The 19,765-nt window shown below is 62.2% G+C and carries 16 protein-coding genes; 5 read left to right on the top strand and 11 right to left on the bottom strand.

Translation table 11 applies throughout. From position 1 onward, the window contains the following. Positions 1 to 108 precede the first annotated feature (108 nt). Positions 109 to 399, top strand: coding sequence for a hypothetical protein (locus IEJ02_RS12405; protein WP_191064875.1), 291 nt, complete (start codon positions 109 to 111; stop codon positions 397 to 399). A 28-nt stretch (positions 400 to 427) separates the two neighbouring features. Beyond that, complete coding sequence (locus tag IEJ02_RS12400; RefSeq protein WP_191064874.1) at positions 428 to 925, top strand: hypothetical protein; 498 nt, start codon at positions 428 to 430, stop codon at positions 923 to 925. Between the two features lie 71 nt (positions 926 to 996). Here IEJ02_RS12400 and IEJ02_RS12395 read toward each other — a convergent pair whose 3' ends face one another. Continuing rightward, positions 997 to 2,337 (bottom strand): NsdA family TPR-like regulatory protein, encoded by a 1,341-nt coding sequence (locus IEJ02_RS12395; RefSeq protein WP_191064873.1) that lies wholly within the window; start codon positions 2,335 to 2,337, stop codon positions 997 to 999. 871 nt (positions 2,338 to 3,208) lie between these two features. Here IEJ02_RS12395 and IEJ02_RS12390 point away from each other — a divergent pair. Beyond that, the gene (locus IEJ02_RS12390) at positions 3,209 to 3,880 is read left to right on the top strand and encodes a hypothetical protein (RefSeq protein WP_191064872.1); all 672 of its coding nucleotides are present in this window, start codon (positions 3,209 to 3,211) and stop codon (positions 3,878 to 3,880) included. 60 nt (positions 3,881 to 3,940) lie between these two features. Here the strand turns inward: IEJ02_RS12390 and IEJ02_RS12385 are convergent, their stop codons facing one another. Continuing rightward, complete coding sequence (locus IEJ02_RS12385; protein WP_191064871.1) at positions 3,941 to 4,267, bottom strand: hypothetical protein; 327 nt, start codon at positions 4,265 to 4,267, stop codon at positions 3,941 to 3,943. Between the two features lie 141 nt (positions 4,268 to 4,408). Between IEJ02_RS12385 and IEJ02_RS12380 the strand changes: the two genes are divergently transcribed. Together IEJ02_RS12380 and IEJ02_RS12375 are read left to right on the top strand one after the other, a co-directional pair. After that, entirely contained in the window at positions 4,409 to 7,954 is a 3,546-nt protein-coding gene (locus tag IEJ02_RS12380) for a poly-gamma-glutamate hydrolase family protein (RefSeq protein WP_191064870.1), read from the top strand. Beyond that, the gene (locus IEJ02_RS12375) at positions 7,955 to 9,211 is read left to right on the top strand and encodes a hypothetical protein (RefSeq protein ID WP_191064869.1); all 1,257 of its coding nucleotides are present in this window, start codon (positions 7,955 to 7,957) and stop codon (positions 9,209 to 9,211) included. Here the strand turns inward: IEJ02_RS12375 and IEJ02_RS12370 are convergent. From IEJ02_RS12370 to IEJ02_RS12330, 9 genes are all read right to left on the bottom strand, one after another. Beyond that, a complete protein-coding gene (locus tag IEJ02_RS12370) occupies positions 9,195 to 10,100 on the bottom strand; it encodes a hypothetical protein (protein ID WP_191064868.1) in 906 nt (301 codons plus the stop codon). The two genes, IEJ02_RS12375 and IEJ02_RS12370, sit on opposite strands and share 17 nt — an antisense overlap. Continuing rightward, complete coding sequence (locus IEJ02_RS12365) at positions 10,097 to 10,696, bottom strand: hypothetical protein (protein ID WP_191064867.1); 600 nt, start codon at positions 10,694 to 10,696, stop codon at positions 10,097 to 10,099. The genes IEJ02_RS12370 and IEJ02_RS12365 overlap by 4 nt, the downstream gene beginning before the upstream one ends. Before the next feature lie 158 nt (positions 10,697 to 10,854). After that, positions 10,855 to 11,235: a hypothetical protein gene (locus tag IEJ02_RS12360; RefSeq protein ID WP_191064866.1), complete on the bottom strand. Its 381-nt coding sequence runs from the start codon at positions 11,233 to 11,235 to the stop codon at positions 10,855 to 10,857. A 293-nt stretch (positions 11,236 to 11,528) separates the two neighbouring features. Continuing rightward, positions 11,529 to 12,347: a hypothetical protein gene (locus tag IEJ02_RS12355; protein ID WP_191064865.1), complete on the bottom strand. Its 819-nt coding sequence runs from the start codon at positions 12,345 to 12,347 to the stop codon at positions 11,529 to 11,531. 147 nt (positions 12,348 to 12,494) lie between these two features. Continuing rightward, positions 12,495 to 14,816 (bottom strand): DNA-primase RepB domain-containing protein, encoded by a 2,322-nt coding sequence (locus tag IEJ02_RS12350; protein ID WP_191064864.1) that lies wholly within the window; start codon positions 14,814 to 14,816, stop codon positions 12,495 to 12,497. A gap of 163 nt (positions 14,817 to 14,979) precedes the next feature. Then, a complete protein-coding gene (locus tag IEJ02_RS12345) occupies positions 14,980 to 15,903 on the bottom strand; it encodes a hypothetical protein (RefSeq protein ID WP_191064863.1) in 924 nt (307 codons plus the stop codon). A 59-nt stretch (positions 15,904 to 15,962) separates the two neighbouring features. Further along, positions 15,963 to 16,931: a hypothetical protein gene (locus IEJ02_RS12340; RefSeq protein ID WP_191064862.1), complete on the bottom strand. Its 969-nt coding sequence runs from the start codon at positions 16,929 to 16,931 to the stop codon at positions 15,963 to 15,965. A 63-nt stretch (positions 16,932 to 16,994) separates the two neighbouring features. Continuing rightward, entirely contained in the window at positions 16,995 to 18,146 is a 1,152-nt protein-coding gene (locus tag IEJ02_RS12335) for a hypothetical protein (RefSeq protein WP_191064861.1), read from the bottom strand. Between the two features lie 140 nt (positions 18,147 to 18,286). Continuing rightward, on the bottom strand, positions 18,287 to 19,633 hold the full coding sequence (locus tag IEJ02_RS12330; protein ID WP_191064860.1) for a helix-turn-helix domain-containing protein: 1,347 nt from the start codon (positions 19,631 to 19,633) through the stop codon (positions 18,287 to 18,289). Positions 19,634 to 19,765: the final 132 nt, after the last annotated feature.

Here is a 19,765-nt window from a genome sequence, read left to right as displayed (position 1 = left end):
TGATGGCCCGGGATAAACATGGCCACCTGAAGCCCATCCATATCGTTTGAGCCTGGTGCGCGATGGTCTCGATGATCGCGACCGGGAACGATTCACCGAAGGAGAGCCGTGCCCTCCAGCGAGAGCCGCCACTACGAAGTGCACGCCTACAGTGCTGGCGGCGCGGCGCTACGCCTCACGCCCGGCACCGATGGGCCCGACTATCTCACCGCCGACAACATCTTCGATGCGGTCCGGCTCCTCACCACTGTGCCGCATATGGCTCGTTCGGTGTGGGAGGGCGGCGAGACCGAGGAGGCACCGGTCGCCAGGATCGAGTTGGTGCACGTGGGTGAGGTCACCGGCCCACGTGGCGGCCACCGGGGATGGTCCGTTCCGCTCGAAACGATCATCCGCTGACCATCTGCCTCGACAGCAAGAGGACTCTGTGGTTGTACCGCGTCAGACCCAGCTCACTGTCGGCGAGTATGAGCAGATCGAGAGGAAGGTAAGCCAGCCCCCCACCCAAAATGCTTTGCGTGACGCCATTGGCGGCTACGTTACCTGCGCCGCCCGAACGGCCGTTCTCTTGCACCGCCACGGCTTGATCAGCGCTGACGACCGCCGACTCACCCCGCTGGGCTGGAAGGTACGCGGAGCCCTTGCTGTCCGACCCGGCACTCTGGGCTCCCGGGTCGTGCAAACCTTGATCGACGCGGGCCTCGTCTGGAAAGAACTTCCCGGGCGCGGGGGGCTGAGGGGCACCTTCACTGTCGACAGTGAAGACCCGGATTCTTCTGTCTTCGTCACCTGCCGAACCCTCAACGGTGCGCCCGACGTCAACGCCTTGGCGGCAGCGGAGCAGGTCTTGATGGCTACGGGGTTCCAAGTGCAGAGAGTCGTCGATATTGTCCAGCGACTACTGGTTACCGAGGACAAAAGGTGACGTGACGCAGACCCGCCCGGAGCTGACGCCGGTCCGGCCTCAGCCGACTTCTGCTCTGCCGTCGAAAGCGGTCAGATGGCCAGTGAATTGGGAATTACGAACCGCGCACGTTCGTGCAGCTCTCGCGCCGTTCGGTTCTTGAGGTGGGGATGCAGGGAGTGGAGCATGGTCACCATGTGCTGATCCACCTGGCCTGATTTTATCGTGGGGTATTCATCAAGAACCTTGCTCCAGTTGGCGCACGCCGCCTCCAGGTGACCAGCTTTCAATTGCCTTTCGGCCAGCATGGAAGTGAACCGCATTCCACTCCGCCTGCTTTCATTGCCGCTGACACGAAGACGGAAATGGTGTCGAAGGGAATCTATGCTCCCTTTTGTGTCGCCAAGGGCATTTCTAACCTGGGCTTCATGGTAAGCCAAAGTGGCTGGTGAGTATCCACCGAAAGTACGCGCCGTACTTTCCGCCTTCTCTATCGCAGAGTCGGTCTCCCGGAGAAAGTGATAAGCCGCCCTCTTATCTCCTCGTACCGCATGGGCATGCGCCTGCTGTCCCGCCAGAAAGGCGCGCATGCGGGGTGTGGCGTTCGGTGCTGCGGCAGCGGCGGCATCTGCCAGACGCACTGCGGGGGACCCGTTGCCCAGGTCTGTGGCTTGCACTGACATGCCACGCAGGATGTGGCAATAGGTGGAATGGTTGTCGCTTGCTCCGGCTAGCTCCAGGCCCTTCACGTAATAACGCTGAGCCAACCCGTGAAGCCCTTCGTCTACTGCCATCCATCCTGTTAAATAGCAGAGAAAAGAAGCAGCACCCATCATTTTCCTGCGCACAGCATCTGATGCCGGAGCCCGTAAATACGGCGCAACGGCATTCACCAGAAAGGCGGCAGCCATCGGCCTGGCATGCCGACCGCCGAATTCGTCATCCAGTGCGGACAGCCTCTCTGTCATGGCTGTGACCATTTCCACCTCGGGCGTTCCGACGCGTCGAGTTTCACCGGCTTGAACGGATTCCATTCTGCCGACCACGTCCGGCCATCCGGGCACCGTGAGCGCGACGGAAAAGAGGCTGGCGCTTATTACGCTGCGACGCGAGGGATCCATATCCTGCATACCCAGATCGATCAATCCTTCAACGGTATTCGGCTTCGCCGAAGTGGATTCCGGTGCCGGGAACCCCGCCTCGGCATGAGTGACTGAGCGGCCCAGCTTCCGGGAGAGAGCTTCCAGGATCAACGGGCGGGCCTCAGTCTTCGGGAAGTGGCCCCTGAGCCACTGGTGAACCGTCTGCGCACTGTACGCCCGGGGTCTCCCCCCTTCGGTGCCAACCCGGTTGACCTCCCGGGCGAAGTGCCCGAGGGTCCATCCTGTCTGCTCGAACAGTTGCCTCAGGTTCAGGTTGAGCTCCTGCCCCATGTCGCCGCGCCCCCTCGTCCAAAGCTTTTGAAGCTTTTGAAAACCGCCGCTCCCGTAACGGTACCGCTCCGGGCTGTAGCGCAGTTGCCTAGACGAAAAACCGGCCTGGTACGGGCCGTTGGCGCCGAAGAACCCGTGCCGCACATGAGGTACCCCCGCAGCCGCTCCGAACGGCCCGGGGGTACTGGCCATCAACGATGTGGAGGTTGACGACATGCGTGACCTTACCCGCCTCACCCGGGGCCGGAACGAAGAGCCCCGGATGACGATGCGTGTCTACACGGTGGCTTCTGACGGAGCGGTGACCGCGCAGAGCGCGACAGTTGACGTTCTCGTCGGAGAGGATGTCAATGCTTGCGGGCTGGGGCAGGCATGGCCGCCATGTCAGTGCCCTCGCCATCGTGGACAAGATGCCCCCAGCCGCCACTTACGGCACTGAAACGGCCGTCCGCCTGCGCCTCCCCCCGTGGCCGGGCGGACGGCACCTCCGTAGTGACCCCGGCCGTCAGCTTCTCGCACCGGACAGCCGGGGTCCTCGGAGTGTGACCGGACCGTAGGTGTCAGGCTTACTTGCCTAGGCTAGAATCGAGGCTGGTCAGCCGATAGCGGCTTTGTTGTTGATTTTCCGCCTGGCCAGCTTCCGCTCCTCCTGACGCCCAGGACAGGGGCTTGACACACTATTTTTGATCTGGTGGACGGCCCCTGAGATTCGGGCACAATGGCGCGCATGCCCTCCCGCCGCCAGCGCCGCCCCAAGGAACGGAAGGCCGAAGCGCCACTTCGCAGGCCCCCCGCTCCGCCCCTTGCGCTGGATCCGCAATCCCTGACAAGCCGTCTCCGGATACTCCACGAACAGGCCGAAGACCCTGACGTGGAGCGCATGCCCCCCGATAACGAACTGTGGGGAGTCCTGCTGTACTGCGAGCGCCGGGCTTCAGCTCTGCGCGACCCCCGGCTCGCCCGTGAGGCAGCCCTGCTGTGCGTGCATCTCTGGGAGTACGTCACTCAACAGCAGGATCTCCACAAAATCCGCGCCGCGCACCGGGCTCTGGATGCCGGTGCGACCTGGATCGAGCTGGCGGGCCCGCTTCGCGTCAGCGGCCCGAGTGGCGCCTACCAGAAAATACGCCGCCTTCGGGCTGCGGAGCTGTCTGCACTCCCCGAAGTGGGTCCGGTGCGCCGGACCCCCGAGGCGGTCGCCCGGGTTGAGAAGGAGCTGGCGGAGAGCGAACGCAAACGCAGGCGCAGCGGATTCGTCGTGGAGGAAGAGGGGGAGGAGTGGACCGCTCAGGCCCAGGCGCTGCTTCAGGTCGGTGAGTCCCTTCCCCGGGACGAGGCGGGGATTGTCGCCTTCTGGCTGGAGCAGATGGAGTATGACCTGGGCGAGGAGTCCCCCGCGCGAGCCATCGCGCATGATGTGCAGTCATTGCTCAGGGCCGTGGAGATCGCAGGAAAGCGCCGCGACGGTACGGGAGCGCCTGACGATGAAGCGGGCAAGGTGCTGGCCAGCGCACGGGCGTTCGTAGCAGGGCGCAGTAAGTGACGGACCGGGATGCGCTCACCGGAAGAGTCCAGTGAGCGCACAGCCTCGGCTTCGCCTCGTTCAGATCTTCCACATTATGTTGCGTCGTGCAGCCTCAAGCAGCTCGTCCACGTTCCTGATGGCATGCTCGATGCTGTCTCCCCTGGCCTTCTTCCTGGCGCCCTCCTTGGCTGCTTCGACCAGGTGACGCTTCGCGGCGGCCAGGTGGGCAGAAAGAGGATCCGCTGTATGGTCGAGCAGCGCTACACGAAATTCGGCGCAGTAGTTGATGCGATGCGGGTCGAAAATCACCATGGGTGACATTGCCTGCCCGTCTGGCCAGGCTTCTGCCAGTTGAGCCAGGTCCTGCTGACCAGACGCCGTTTCGCGATTTGCGATCTCACTCATCGAGTCTCCTTCTCTCGCTCTTGCCTAGGCATGCGCCACCGTACCACTCTCCAGTGCTACGAGGTAAGGCCGCACCGATTCCGTGAACACCGTTAGCCCGAGGCAAGGTTAGGCTGATTGTCCGACTCATCTGGAGGATTTGTGGCGTACAAGTCCTGGGCGGATCTCGAAAAGAACGAGACCGAAGGCGAAACCTACGAGGTCGAGGCCAAGAAGGAGCGATCCAATTGGGTGCACATCGCCCCACATGGCGGGCGCCTCGAACTGCTGACGCTGGAGATGGCCAAGGCTGCATCCGCCGAGCGTGGCCAGAGCTTCGCCGCCCTGAACGTCCTGGACAAGCGGGACTCGGAACGGCTGCGGATCAACGAGACGAACTACGACGCCCCCTGGGCATTGGACATCGTCACCAAGACCATGTGGGGCATCACCTACCATGCGGTCGGCGATCCCGTAGGTGATGATCCAGACGAGTTCGCCTATGTTTCCGGGTTGTCGGAGGGTCATCGCGACAAAATCATTGACGGATTCAAGAAGCTCGACATCTTCGCCAAGGTCGCCTCGAAGGAAGGCGGCTCGGGTAGCGACAAGGCGCTGACCAACAAGACGTCCGAGAAAAAGGGCGTCCGCATCGAGCTGTCCCGGGCGCTGCGCAACAAGCTTGTGAAGTCCGGCAATGCGAACGACACCTCCCAGGGCTACACGAAGTTGTGGACCGACATCATCTCCATGCTGATGGGGGTGACCGGCCCGGCTGATGTCTACCAGTCCTGGAAGTCCCTGGCGGCAAACGAGAAAGAAGGCACGGACTACCGGATCGAGGCCAAAGACCGGCCTTCCAACTGGTCTCACATCGCGATTCATGGCGGGAAGGCCGAGCTGCTGACCGCAGAACTCGCGAAGGCGTGCGCTGATGAGCGCGAGCAGAAGTACTACGCCTTCGTTGCCGCGAAGAGTGACTACAACGACCGGCTTCGCATCCCAGCTATTAAGTTTGATGAACCCCAATGCGTGAAGCTCCAGTCTTCCGTGCTGACATCGATCAGCTATCACGGAGTATCCGGCGACACGGAAGAGGTGCGGATCAACGGCCTCAATGACACCTACGTCAAGAGGCTGTCCGATGCCCTGAAAAAGGCAGGCTTCAAGGTCACGGACAAGACCACGGAGGGAGGTAACGGAACCAAGGATGCCCGCAACCCGAAGAACATCTGCAACAAGACGAAGCAGAAGAAAGGCATCCATGTCGAACTGACCCGGGTCTTGCGGGACAAGATGTCCAAGTCCGGGAAGGCGTCGGACTTGTCGCAGGGCACCACGGAGCTGTTCACGAAGTTCGTGAAAGCTGTCGCCGAGGTGACCGGCACGCTGGACGTCTACAGCTCCTGGAAGTCACTGACGCGGGTCGAAAAGGAGGGGGAGGACTACGAGATCGAGATTGCCCGGCGCGGATCCGCATACTCGCACCTCGCCATCCATGGCGGCGGAATGGAGCTGGTCACCACCGAGCTGGCACAGGCAGTAGCCAAAGCCGGAGAGCAAAGTATCTACTCGCTGACGGGGATCAAGAAAAAACACAACGATCGGATGCGAATCCCGTCCACCAAGTTCGATGAACCGAAGTGCCTGAAAATTCAGTCCGAGGTGGACTTTTCGATCAGCTACCACGGCGTCGGAGATCAGAAGGATGACCCCAAGGGGGGTGTCATCCGGGTCGGCGGGCTTCAGACCAAGCATCGTGACTGGGTCATCAAGGCGCTGAAGGAACGGGGCCTGCGCGCTGAGGTGATGCGCCAGCCCCGCAGGATCAACGCCGAGTCCGGCGGAACCGAGGGAAGCCCGGACGACCACGCATCCAAGGACAACATCGTCAACAAAAACCGGCAGAAAGCCGGTGTGCAGATTGAGCTGAACCGCACCATGCGCGACAGCATGGCGAAGTCCGGCAGCGCCAGCGACTTGTCTCAGGGAACGACCGACGTTTTCGACAAGTTCGTGGATGCGGTCAGCGGCATGGCCATCGCCACCGACCGGCACCAGTCCTGGGCCTCCTTCGAGGCAAACGAAAAAGAAGGACGGGACTACCGGATCGACAAGACTCTCAATCCGGATTCCAATGTCGCGCACATCGCAATCCATGGCGGTGGCGCGGAGTGCATGACGTCGGATCTGGCTGAAGAGGCAGCCGCGCCGAAGAATCAGAACTTCTTCGCCCTGGTGGCAACCCACGACAAGTTCAACGAGCGGCTGCGGATTCCCTCGACCATCTTCGCGCATCCGGATGCGGTAGAGATGCAGAAGGCGGTGTACTTCACTTTCAGCTATCACGGCATCTCCGACCGGGACAAGGAACCCGAGGGCGGCCAGGTCTTCGTCGGCGGCATGGATATCCAGTACCGGGACGAGGTGGCGGAGGCCCTGAAGAAAAAGGGGTTCAATGTCACTACCGGCGGTATCGAGTGGGGAAGTACCACCCCCAAAGGTGCCGAGAAAGAAGACAACCAGTCCCCGAAGAACATCGCCAACAAAAATCAGCAGCCCGGTGGTATCCAGCTGGAGCTGACACGCTCCCTGCGGGACCGGATGTCGTCCACCGGCAACGCCTGCGATGAGAACGCCGCCAAAACCCAGGTCTTCCGTGACTTCCTGAGTGCGGTCCGCTCGGTGTCACAGAAACCGGATGCGCCGGAGCAGGAAACTGGCGAGCAGGGCTGTATCCGGTATTTCATCAATGACTTCAATCTCGATCAGCCGAAGCTCGGATTCAAGCTCCTGACAGACACCGAGTACGCGCCCGCCGTGTCGCCTCGGCTGTTCAACTTGCAGATTCCCAGCTGGCATGGACAGATGCCGGTATGGCACGACCCGGTCGACACGATGAAGGTCACCTTTCAGGTGCAGATCCGTGCATCCACCGCCAGCATGCTGCGGAGGCGCTGGGATGACTTCGTCGGACTGTGCGGTGTGGGAAAGTTCGTGCCGGTCCGGCTGGAGCGGTACCGGGGTATCTATCTGAGCGAAGATCCGGAGTACGACCCGCATGACCGGAACAAAAGCATGGGTGAGTACGCGCATGCCCGGCTGGAGTCGATGTCGGCGCCGGAATTCGAGAACGGAAACAAGAGCCTCACCACAACGGTGGTCTTTGATGTCCCTGCCGGTATGTGGCGCTCACACAAGGTCTACTACCAGTACTACGCCAAGCATGGCGGCCATCAGAAGTGCGTGGTGGCGAAGGTGTCCACGGCCCCGGTGGTCAACATCATCATCCGGGTTCAGGGAGGCAAGGGTTTGGTGGCCTGGTCCCTGGTGGACGAGCAGTCCAACACAGGTGTCGCCTGGTCGGACCCGCCAGGCATCAACCTCAATGACGGCGAATGGGTGTATGCGGACACCAACACGATGCGCGCATACATTTCAAAGAAGCGCGACTGGCCGGGCCCGAATGAGTCTTTCGACTCGTTCATCAAGCGCATCAAGGGCGAAGCTGCCTGGCAGGACTACCGGTACATCCGCAACGGACCACTGAATCTGACCTGCAAGGTGGAATGGAAGGACGCGGACCCCGACAAGGACGTGAAGGCTGGCATTCACCACACCTCGGGGGTATTCGTGTCGATGACGGACAGCAAGGGGAAACCAGTGGATAGGGAGATGGCCATCATGACAAGGGCTGCGAGGTTCTGAGTGGCGGGCGACTATCTCAAGGGGCGTTTCCGTGTCCGCATGCCCGGCGGAAGTCTGAGAGGTTTCATTCTTCAGCCGAGTACCTGGCAGGTCGCCATCCCCTTCAATGACCTTCCGTCACTCGAAATCTCATACCACGACAACGCGAAGCTTGCCAAACTTCTCAATTACCCGGTTGAGATCTCCCTGGAACTATTCAATCCCCAGGCGAGGAAGCCGGATGGAACCATCTATCCGTACGGGGCGTACGAAGAGTTTCCTGGCTGCCGGTTCTTGAACCTGCGTCAGTCGGGAACCCTGATGACAGGCACGGAGAACCACGAAGACGAGTGGTCCTACACCATGCCGGGCTATGCCTGGATGCTGAAGAAGTCCCGAAACGTCCGCACCGACAAGTTCACCAAGGACAAGCGGAGCAGGAAGTTCACCAAGTCCACCGTCGGCGGCATCCTGGCGGCCTTCATTGACGAGGCGAAGAAGCGCGACAACCTTCGGTACATCCACCGCAGCTTCAACTACAAGCAGGATTCTGCCGGAAAAGCGTGGGGTGACACCTACACCCTGAGCTTTGATGCCGGTCAGGACGTGTACTCCATCCTGGAGGACTTCACCAGCAAAGGCATGTGCGACTGGCGGATGCACAACAGAACCCTGTACGTCTACAAACCGAACACATTCCTCGCCCGCGACATGACCAACGGCGACGGCGACCCCGGCAAGGCTGTCGTCCTGCGCCCCTACTTCGACATCGTCAAAGAACCTGCCGAAATCACCCGGGAAGACCTCGCCCGCAGGATCCTCGTACAGGGCGACGGCCCCAAGTACCGCAATGTCGGCAGCGGCGACAACCCCGGCCCATGGGGGGCATGGGAGGAGTACGTCACCGCTGGCGGATGGTCCAGCACCCGGGCCCTCGACTCGATCGGCAACGCCTCCCTGCTGGCCCGGCGGGGCAACGGCAAGCCTCAGGGCCAGCGGGCGCAGCTGACCAAAGAGGTACATATCCGGGAAGGATCCAAGCTTCCGGTCATCCAGTTCAGGCCCGGCGACTACATCAAGGCCCCGGGGTACAAGCCGCTCCAGCTGGGTGAAGACGATCCCTGGACGGCGAGCCTGTCGAAACTGCGGGTCCAGCAGATCACGCTCAACTACGAGGAGCCGTACGGCATCTCCGGGAACCTGGTGCTGAACGACCGCTTCGCCGACCGCGAACTGAAGAAGGAGCGCTGGCTGGCCCGGGTTACCGGCCAGACCTGATGTTCGAGGCCGGTGGCGTGGCCAGGGCCGCCGACACCCCGGAGCGGCCCTGGGTTACGTAGTCGACCATCGCAGCACTGCCAATGTGGCCCAGCAGCGTCCAGGCGCTGACCTGTTCAGCTCCGTTTACGCACAAGAAAGGCAGCCCCCCTTCCAGGCCGGTCAGTGCCAGCACTGCCCCGTAGGAGAGTCCGGCATCGGGGTCGTACCGGAACTCGACGACACCGAGATGGGGTCGGGGTGCATCATCGAGTTCGATGCGTTGCTCGGCGCTGGCCGCCGGATACAGCGTTCCGTCGGGACGCGATCGCAGGACGCTGACCCGTGCAGTGAAGAACCTGCTCGGGTGCGAGCCGACAAGGAGGCCCACGGGGGTGTCCGGGTTGGTGACGGTCACTTCCATGTAGGCGTCCCCGGTTTCGTCCACCGCTTCCAGGAGGTAGGCCGACGCCTGGGGCTGAATGTCCCAGGCGACGTACACCGCCTCGGCCAGGGACCGAATGGGCTTGTGGATCCCGGAGGGCTTGACGGTATCCGGGCTTGCCGAGGTGTAGGCGAAGACCGGCGCGTCCCCGTTGAAGCCTTCTTGAATGACCTCTGAGAAGGCTTTCAGCGGGTCACCGCCGTCGCGTGGAACGGCTGCTACACAGTAGGCGTACTCCCCTTCGTCGGGAAGGGTGTCGACGTACATTCGCTCATCGTTGTCGACGTTTTCGGCCACCAGTTCCCACTCATCTTGGCCGCAGCGTTTGCGGCTGACGACGAAGTGGCGGATCTCCTCGTACCGGAAGTCGTAGTCCCACTGGACAACCGTGCGCCAGCCGCCCTCGGGTGCCGGATATGCGACCACTCCACAGGGCGGCTTCAGGCCAGTTGGCGAATGTGTCATGCGGGCGAGGCTAGCCGCTGCCGGGGCCAGGCTTGTTCGCATACAGGGCGGTATCCCTGCTCGGTCAGCCAGGCAACCGCGTGCCGGAAGGCGTCATTGATGTCCGTCGTCATGGGCCCGTACGCGAGTAGCCCGAGACGTTCCAAGATGGCATTGGTCACCATGTACTTCCGCGACCGCTGCACCGGCTCCCTGGAGATGACCTTCTCGTAGGGGCAGCCGGGAGCCCCGCCGAGGTCGGCAAGCCTGCTATGAGATGACTTGGCCCGGACAGCCTTGCGTGGGGCGAGGGAGGAGACATCCACGGTCCCCGCGAGCCAGGTTTCGACCCCGCCGATGACATTCAGGGCGGTGGGGTCAGGTACGAAGCCTTGAGAATGCAGGCGGAAGTCTTCATACAGGAGGGCCTGGGGGAGGTCACGGAAGTTCTCGGCCCATGACTTGAGGGTGCGGGCAGGAGTTTTTCCATGCAGAGGGTCGTAGGGATCACCGAGCTGACGTTCGACAGTGAAGTCTTTCTTGTCGATTCGCAGCGTGACCAGTCCAGTGATCCCGCCGGGGTCCATTGACGTAAGATAGAAGGGCTCCGAAAACATGGTCCCGATTCTATCGAGGTTCCTATGCGAATTCCTACACCTTCTGGCGAACTTGAGGAAGCCATTCTGACGGGCATCGAAGATGCCAAGGAGCGCCTGAAGAAGCTGGAACGTTTCTCTATGGTGATCCCATACAAGAGGGATACAAAGAAGCCCGCTCAGTCACAGCCGGGGAAGTGGGAGCGCGCGAGCTGAAATTCGTCGTAACGGAGATTGGCTTCGATCTCTTCGCGGGACCGTGGCGGGTCGTTTGGCATGGGTCGCTCCAGAATCCGCTGATCAGCCAGAATGTCCTGTTTGATCATGCCTCTGGTGCGAAGCTCGGGACCATTCAGGTTCTGGTCCTTCTCGTTGAGAGCCACTTCCACGAGAAGGAGATTGGTGCGTACGGCCGCCAGAACGAGGGCCAGATCGTCAAGGTCGTCCGGCTCCTCCGGATCCGATTCCAGCTCGACATCCAGTTTCGAGGTGTGAGCTATGCCGCGAAGAGTCTTCTGTACTGCGATCAGGTCCCCGTAGGGACGCTTGAAGTCAGACATGGCGCATAGCTTGTCATGCTACGTGCACTGTTCGCAGGATAATCCTCAGTTTTGATCGCAAGTCAGATGATGTTAGGTTCACGTCGGCGCCGATCCCGGCTCCATCCGCTTCCCACACAAGGAGCGCACTATGTGGTTCGACGGCCTCAACGTGCTCGTCAATGTCTTCGTTCACGTCGGCAACATCTTCGTCGGCTGAACGTGAGCTGAACCCCATAGACCCGGTCGGGGCCCCGACCGGGTCTATGGTCTGTGGTGAACCCGGGTGGGCGTGCCGGTAAATGCGGCGGCATTTACGCCAAATCGCCCTCCGGGGGACCGAAGATCTTTGCAGGAAGATGGTAAGTGAATTCCCATTTCCGGATCTTTTCGTAGAACGCCGGACCGACATCCCTGGAACCACGGACTGAAGGAAGCCCGGGAATGCTGGTGAAGAACGGACTGACGCCATCGTCCGGGACGGGGATCGAAGTAGCCACAAGATCTGTCATCCGGAACCCCGCGAAAGCCTCACGCGAATCGGACTGATCTCCCGGCCTGGGGGCCCATCGGGGCTCCCGCGAAACACTGCGCTCATACACCTGCCGCCCGCACACATGACCAAGAGAGTAGTCGGCGGCTTCCGGGAAAAACTGCATTCCTTTGTCGGGCCTGAGAAGGGCGCGGACCGGAACTCCTGAGATCCGGGACATCAATGCCTTAGGTACACACTCCAGCAGAGTGATCTCACGAACCACTTGCCGGTACTCCTCGACCCCGTGCGCAGTCGCCTCCAGGAGGCGCTGAATCACCCACGGATCACAGGAACCCGTCACCCGGGCCAGTGACACCCCGGGAGGTTTCAGCATGTTCTTCGTCACCGTCGACCGGGGCAATCCCGTCATCTCTGCGAGAAACGACGACGAGAACAACATCATCGGGGAAATCGACTGAATGGCCGCACGGAGCTTCGCGCGCGGCCAGGACAACCGGTTGACATACACCCACCACGAGAACGCCAGCGCCTGACCACGCTCGGCGGGGGTGTACCGATGCTCGGCGATCACGTCTCGGATATCCGCCGTGTCTTTGCGGACCACGACATCATCCGGAGCCGCCATCACCCGGTCCACCGCCCGCCGCATCTCGGGGAACGCTCTCGCGTGCGGCAGGGCCTTACGGGCCTGGGCCAGTTTCCCGTCAGGAGTGACCGGACCTCGTGGTCTCCCAGGTGCCCGGCCGGTCGGCTTGTACGGCACGCCCACCTCTCCGCTGTTCCGTCAGGTTCGCGGCGTCCGGACGTAGCGGACCCTCTTCAGGTCGTTCGTCTTCCGGATCAGATCAGCCTTGAGGAGAACGCTCAGAGCTGACTCGATCTCCTTTTCATGCATCTTCATGCGGAACCGGCTGTAAATCTCCTGCTGCGTGACGCCATCCATCCGGGACCGGATCATCGTCAGAATTTCCTCCTGCCGAGCCGACTGGGATGAATGCATGATGCGTCCGGCGATTGTGGCAGTGGAGGCCAGCCACTCCTCAGCAAGGGAGATCGCTTTGAGGATGTGCCGCATCTCCACCCTCAGCTTGTGCTCCGACATGGCCAGCAGGACCGCGCACTTCATAACCGAGATACCCATGCGGTGCGCAGTCGGCTTCAGGGCCTCGGCCACACTGCCCTCCCTGGATATCTGCTTGATCTGGAACATTGCCTTGTGGAGCCTGCGCCAGGCATCGTCCGTGAAGGGAACCCTCCGGGTCTTTCCTGGTCTGGTGTTCCTCATCCAGAATTCCCGCGCCTGCGACAGTTCGCTCATCAAGGCCAGCCGGTGGGCATCCTCCGCTTCCTCGGCTCCGTCGAACTGCTCGAAGTACATCTCCTCTTCAGTCTGCTCCGGAGGGTTGGCTTCTGCCGTCAGGAAACGGGTCAGATGACCGGACTGGTAGTCGTCGATGGTCAGCGCGTCGGTAACCTGATCGAGCGTGCCGCACAAGAACATCACGAAGTTGGTGCGGACGTTCCCTACCGGTGCGTCATCCTCATCCGCAGCACCCGTGGTGGCCCGCACCCGCATGCGGACCCGGCCGCCGTACAGCTCCGTCATGTGTTCCTGCAAGCCCTTCAGGTACCGCTTGGCGTCCAGCTCGTACAGCAATCCGTGAGCTTCGTCGCGATAGAACACGGTTGTCTTGCCGTCGCGTTTGGGCAGAATCTCCGACAGACCCTCGGAGGTCACGTCCGACATGGGGCGGTAAGTGAACCGTTCATTCTGAAGATCGGCGAGAAGGTCGACCCACAGCATCATCGCGGTGGTCTTGCGGGCCCGGGTCGTGGGGCCGAGCAGAAGAAACCACAAGGTCAAATTGGAATCGAACTTGGTCGGACAGCTACCGAATTCACCGAAAACCGAGGTCAGCAGGGTCACGGCACCGGCCCGGTGGTACACCGCAGGGGCGTCGGTCCGGGTGGATGCCCAGGCCGTGTAGTGGTCAACGAATGTATCCGAAGGGACCTCAGGCCGCTCATCGTCCCGGAGGATGGAGATGGAAGAGACAAAGTTCCGGAACCGGTTCTCCGGGTTCTCCTCCGAAGCGTCCAGCCGGGTGCGCTCGGCCACCTCCACGGACGTGGTGACCGGCTGGTTCGACGGATCGTCGAATGCCTTGCACAGCGTCCGCCACAGCTCGTCCGGAAGGCGCCCATCCTCGGCGAACTTGTTGCATCGTGCACCCCAGGCGATATGCATCGCGGCAAGCCGGGAGGCTCCATGCCGGGACAGGGTGGACAGTAGCCTCCACAGGGTGTCCGAACGTTTCCCGTGGGGGACCGGATTGACGTACATGCTGTGGATGTCGGGGGCGTAATGGAAGATCCGGGAGACCTCCTCCAGGACCTTCGGATCGCGCCGCCACTCCCCCGGGTCCGGCATACCCGTACCCGTGCCTGCGCTTGCCGGTGACGGAGTCGGGGCGACGTACGCCGGGTACAGCTCCTTGAGGCGGGACAGACCCGAGAACGGCTGGCCAGGCTCGCGCTTGAGCCGCACTTCGAAAGGGTCGCCGTGCCGAGCGATCACATCCGGCTTGTTGTTCGCGGTGCCGGGCACGCGCAGAAGCTGACCCGCATCCCATCCGCTCTTGTCGCACCCGTCGGCAGCGTGTGCGTAGGCGATAGCGCGGGAGATCTCGGTGAGCTGCTTGGTGTTGTTGACGGTGGTCACCCAGTACAGGTGATGCCTGCCCGGCGAGGTCTCCACGATCATGGTGGGCTCGGCTCTCACCTTGCGCAGGTCGAGGCTGTCAGCGTCGGCATAGGCGGCCCACTGATGGGAGATGTTGCTCGCCTCACGACTGCCGCGCTTCTTGAACAGGGCGGGCGTCGTGTAGATGTCCAAGTCCGTGTTGTGCAGACAAAAAGCAATGAGGTCTTCCCGCTGGGAAGGCCATGAGAAGAACCTGAGCTGGGTCGGCCCCTTCTTCGGGTCCGGGTCGAATCTCCCGCCGGGATAGAGGGCGAGCACCGCGTAGCCGAGGTCGCGTCCATCGCTAGCTTCCCCCGGAAAGAGGGTGTCGAAGAACGAGGGGTCGAAGAATTCGAAGCTCAAGCGCGAGTTCCCCTTCGGCGTGGATGTGCAGTCGGGTGACTCGCCGACACGTAAGGGCGGAGGCATCAATCGCCTCCGCCCTTACCGAACGTGCTTGGACAGTCACCGAACGCAAGGTCGCCTTGATCTTAAAGGGATCTGATCCGATGAGCTGAACGGGTGACTAGTTGAAGGTGTCCGCGAACTCCTCAATGCCGCCCGGGTGCTCGTTCATCTTCGGATGCACGAGCTTCCATGTCCCCTGGGTGGTGCGCACCGCCCGGTACGCCACCTCGCTCAACTCGCCGCTGTCCTCGATCAGCTTCGCCTCCACGAAGGTGCCCGCCTTGATCGGGGCCATCAGGTTGGCGATCGTCTCGTAGGTGACCCGCATCTTGCGGACTCCGGTCTTCCCGGTGACGTCGATGACGTCGTCCGGCAGCGCCGAAACCATGTCGCGCAGCCTCTCCTTGGGGAAGCCGGGACGCTCTTCACCGGTCTCGTTGCCGTCCTCGTCGAGAACGGGCTTCATCTTCCCGGGCTTGACGGAGATCTGCCCCATGATCTCCTTGCCCTCCAGGCCGGGGAGGACAATGATCTCCTCGCCCTCTTCGTCCACGTCCTTGGCCACCATGTCCTTGGTGATCTTGACACTGGTGGCTTCGGCACCTTCCTCCAGTGGCGGCATGAGGCCGGTCGCCGCGAGCAGCTTCGCGCCTGGACGGCGCTTGTTGTCGCTGTTCTGTGCCTTGATTTCCACCAAGGAGCACCAGGCCCGGTAGGGGTACTTGCGCCCGTTCAGGTAGGTGTCCGCCAGGTGCTCGGCGAAGATCAGGATCTGCGGAACACCCTTGTTCCACTCCTGCTCCCCCTTGACCAGGCGAGCCTGGAGGATCGTCAGCGGAACCCACTGGTTGTCCTCCAGTTCGACGAACCGGCCACTGAAGACCTTCGCCGCCTCGAAGTCCTCCGCCGTGGCGGTGACGGTGATCTCCTCGAACTCGAAGTCACCGGAATCCTCAACCACCTCGCCGTCGATGACGCCATCGGCCGGGGTGTCCGAGTTCTCGGCGGCCAGATCCTCGAAGATGTCCTTCTCGTCGCTCATTCCCGTATGTCCTTTTCTCTGTGTGGGTATCTTCTTGATTGTCAGTGATCGAGGTCTGGTCAGCCGAGACTGTCGTACAGAGCGTTCAGTCCGGCCTTCAGCGACCGCTTTCCGTTACCGGTGTTCACGACTTTGCCCTTGAGGCCCGCCTTCTCCGCGTACTTCGCGATCTCCAAGAGCTGCTTACTGGTCGGCGCCGTGGATGCCTTGTCGTACAGGCCCTGCGCATCCAACCCCTGCAACCCGGCTCCGGTCCCGGAATCCCGCTGGGCGGAAGCCGGGGCGGCCTGGGCGGGCTCCCTGTGGGCGGCCTTCTGGGAACTCTTCTGCGGGCGGTCGGCCCGTTCCACTGTCACGGAGTCAACGGGGGCTCCGTCTTCGCTGACCTTGGCGCCCAGCTCCTCCGGCGTATACCGGTAGGCACCCAGAACCTCCGGGCAGGCCATACGGATGCACTCGGCATCCGCGCGGTGACGCCGCATCGCCCGGCGGTACTTGTTGTGATTGGCATCTGCGTCGGCACTGGTCAGCCGGGCAGCCTTCACCTCGCCGAAGCCCCAGGTGACGCGATGCTCCAGCCTGGCGATGGCTTTTTCCAGCACGGCGATCCTGTCCTTGTCGGACTCGCTGGTGAGCTGGTCCTCCAGGGCGGCGTGCCGATTCCTGTCCTCGGACCGGACGAGGATGCAGGTGGCCTTGATGTCGTTCCCTTCGCCTTCGAACTCGTGCCGGATGAGGTGTCCGGCATTCTGGGCAAGGGAGATCATCATGTCGGCGCTCATCGAGAGCCTGCCGTTGACGATGTAGAAATTCTGGATGGCTGCGGTGAATCCGATGCCGAGTTCCTGGGCAGCCAGCATGACGACCAGGATGTTCGCCTTGTTCTTGCGGAACTGCTCGGGGAGAACGTCGTTGTCGGCCAGTGCTCCGGCGAGTGCCAGCATGCCGTCGAGTCCGCTCTGCTGTGCCTGCTGCATCAGGTTCAGGTTGCCGCGCTGCTGGGAGGCAACCGTCGCGAGTGCAGTCACAAGCTCACCTCCTTTTCAGTTTGTCCGTGGGTATCTGCGTGTATGCGAGTCGGCTCTACGTTGCTATCCGAGGAGGCGCGGCAGTACCACGCACTTGAAGCAGGGAGCCTCCAGATCGGGCTCCAGTGTGTGCCTGTCCCCAGACTTTACCACGTCTACTAGAGATTCTGCACGGTTCAGTGCGAAAACTGCGACGTCTTCTCGGTAGGAGCACGTCGCTGTCCAAATATCCGACGCTCTGTTGGAATCCCGGGGTATGAACGTCAGATTCGCCCACTCCACCGGCAGCCCTGACTGTCGCATCCCGTAGCAGTACAGCATCGTCTGTCGCAGATAGGCCGTTTTCACCCCATCCGTTCGCATCCTCTTGACGCCGAACGTGCCGCTCAGATCTCCGGTCTTCCAGTCATTGAGGGCAAGCCGCTCAGGGAAGTAGCTGTCCACGTGCCCGCTGACCAGGCCCAATCCCGGGATGTCCGCGATGCTGACGGTGATCTCCAGCTGCGCCCCGTCGTACACCTTCGGCAGATCCCGCTCCAGCTTTTCGTGTACCGAGGTTCCAACCCACGCCTTCAGGGAGAAGTTCTCATCCTCGGGGTCCGGATCGATGCCCAGGAAGTGGGCAATCTTCCGGGCCAGGCAGACATCGCACGGGTCCGCCAGGTCACTCGGACCGGGCATCCTCTGTAGGCCCCGCTCCGAGGGCCGCGTCACTACCGCGTGCACCAGATCCTTCGCGACGGGGTCCGACCCCGGGGCCAGCTTGATGTCGGACACCTTGTTCGAGTCGAACGGGATGTAGGCCACCGCCGTCCGCTCGCACGCAACCCCCGCTCCCTGGATCGCATGCGCCAGCTCCCGGGAGCGCTCCAGATCAGGGGAAGAGATCAAACCTGTCCGCACGGAACGGATATAGGAGACCGGGACGACCCGGACGATGAGCAGCAGGGAACTGTCGGGGAAGTACCGGACGAAGCCGCCTTTGAATCCGGACAGTACGTCACCGGCCAGCGAGCCGGGCCCGGCGGCGTCGACTGGGGCAGCCTCGGCGAAGTCGCGGTCCAATTTCTCGTAGACCGCCGAGGCAAGCCACGTCATCAGGCTGAAGCCACTGTCCGGCGCAGGATTCCCCGATGACCCAGTGATCGCCTTCAGGGCTGTTCCGCGCACGAACTCGCGTATCCGTGCCTTCTCTTCAAGGTCTACACCGGTCATGCGGTGGACCCTACAAGCAGCCACCGACAACGGATCCGGATGCGACGCGGCCCCGGCGCCAAGGAGTCGGACGTCGGGGCCGCGTCAGCAGAACGACGCACAGGCACGCCAAGTGGGGTACGTACGTTCCGTAGTTAATGTTACCGCCGGACCAGGCGATCCTGACCGAGAGTGGGACGAAAATCGTTCCAGTACCGCATCGGATCCAACCACTTCTCGCCATAGTGCCCCAGGTTTTCGCACCAAAAGCCTGTGAGCTTGCCGTTCGGATCCTCCTCGTACTGCGTCCCCTGGCACACCGGACAGTATTTGTGCCGACTGTCACCCCGGCCGAGACGCACCCGCCCCTTCGGCTCCACCGGGTCCGACATCACCGGGTCCGGCAGCCCCCTGAGGATCTTCTCCAGGAGAGCTTTCGGTGACCTGACCTCCTTCGGGCTGTAGCAGGCCCGAAGATGCTTCAGCAGATCTTGCTCCGACCATCGCGGATCCACGCACCCGGCCAGCTGCACCGCCAGCGGCTCCTCGATGCGCTTGTCCAGAGCCCTCAGCGCCCGGACAGCGGCCCGTGACGGCTCCCGGCGCCCCTTTGCCCGCCCCGGCCCACGGGAGGCCCCCTGGGGGGCACCAGGGGGCAGCAAGTCGGCAGGCTTGTGCCGCTTGCCGGAACGGTTCTTCCGGCTACCCGATGACGGGGAATCCGGCAGCGACGGTGAGCATCCCCCGCCCGCCGGAACCGAGGACCCGGCAAAGGCCCCCTCCTCCCCGGACCACAGCGGCCCCTCGGGCGGCACCATCGGGTTCCCCTCGACACCTGAGGCCGCCATGCCCGCACCTTGCCCACCGGCCTCAGTCACGGGCTGGCTGTGAGGCGAAGCCGCATCTCTCTCTCCCGCGCCAGCGGGACCCGCGCCGGGAAGAGGGAGAGGTGAGGAGAGAGAGATGGGTTGTTCTTCTACAAGCCCTTCGTCTTCTCCTGAGGTGGTCTTCTTATGTGTCGCCTTTTCCGCGTCACGCTCTACCGCGTCACGCTGAGCCGCGTCGCGGAAAAGGGTATAACGGCTCCCACCTGCGGTTTCACCCGTATCCCCCTCAGGGGTCAACGGCTCTGACCTGGGGTTTTCCGTGTCGCCCATCAGGGTCCGGTACGCCTCCCACAGGCGAGAACCCTGAGGCATGTCGGTGACTGTGTAGACAGTCCCCCCGAAGCGCTTCGTCACCGGGTCCTGAACTTGCTTGCGCGTCAGGTAGCCGTGCTGCTCCAGTTCCTTGAGGGCGACATCGATCGCCTTGCGGCCTTCTTGGGCGCGTGAGGCGAGAGCTGCCACAGAAGTCGTGAAACCTTCCGCATGACTGGCAAGTTCCAGCAGAATTCCGGATGCGCGGTAGGAAAGACGACGATCTCGGGCTGCCTCATTTGCGACACGGGTGTACTGCTTCCCGAAGACATCTGCGCCCATTAGTCCGCGCTTGATGCTGGCGCTCACGAGATTTTCCTCTCTGTGGCGCACTGCGATCCAGGATGCAGAGTAGGGATTCCTGAGATACAGTAGTGCCACTGGTAGTTGGTTGTCGCCTTCCAGGTGGAGCCACATTCGTATAGGGAACCCCGGGCAGTG

The sequence above is a fragment of the Streptomyces sp. 5-10 genome, assembly GCF_014712245.1.
In the GTDB taxonomy this organism is placed as follows: Bacteria; Actinomycetota; Actinomycetes; order Streptomycetales; family Streptomycetaceae; genus Streptomyces; species Streptomyces violaceusniger.
Note: the sequence above shows the minus strand (reverse complement) of the source record. Positions and strands in the feature narration are given on the sequence as shown.

Bases quoted from the DNA above. Each gene is read 5' to 3' on its own strand.
- IEJ02_RS12395 (WP_191064873.1), bottom strand. From the start codon at position 2,337: ATGGGGCAGGAGCTCAACCTGAACCTGAGGCAACTGTTCGAGCAGACA.
- IEJ02_RS12385 (WP_191064871.1), bottom strand. From the start codon at position 4,267: ATGAGTGAGATCGCAAATCGCGAAACGGCGTCTGGTCAGCAGGACCTG.
- IEJ02_RS12370 (WP_191064868.1), bottom strand. From the start codon at position 10,100: ATGACACATTCGCCAACTGGCCTGAAGCCGCCCTGTGGAGTGGTCGCA.
- IEJ02_RS12365 (WP_191064867.1), bottom strand. From the start codon at position 10,696: ATGTTTTCGGAGCCCTTCTATCTTACGTCAATGGACCCCGGCGGGATC.
- IEJ02_RS12360 (WP_191064866.1), bottom strand. From the start codon at position 11,235: ATGTCTGACTTCAAGCGTCCCTACGGGGACCTGATCGCAGTACAGAAG.
- IEJ02_RS12345 (WP_191064863.1), bottom strand. From the start codon at position 15,903: ATGAGCGACGAGAAGGACATCTTCGAGGATCTGGCCGCCGAGAACTCG.
- IEJ02_RS12335 (WP_191064861.1), bottom strand. From the start codon at position 18,146: ATGACCGGTGTAGACCTTGAAGAGAAGGCACGGATACGCGAGTTCGTG.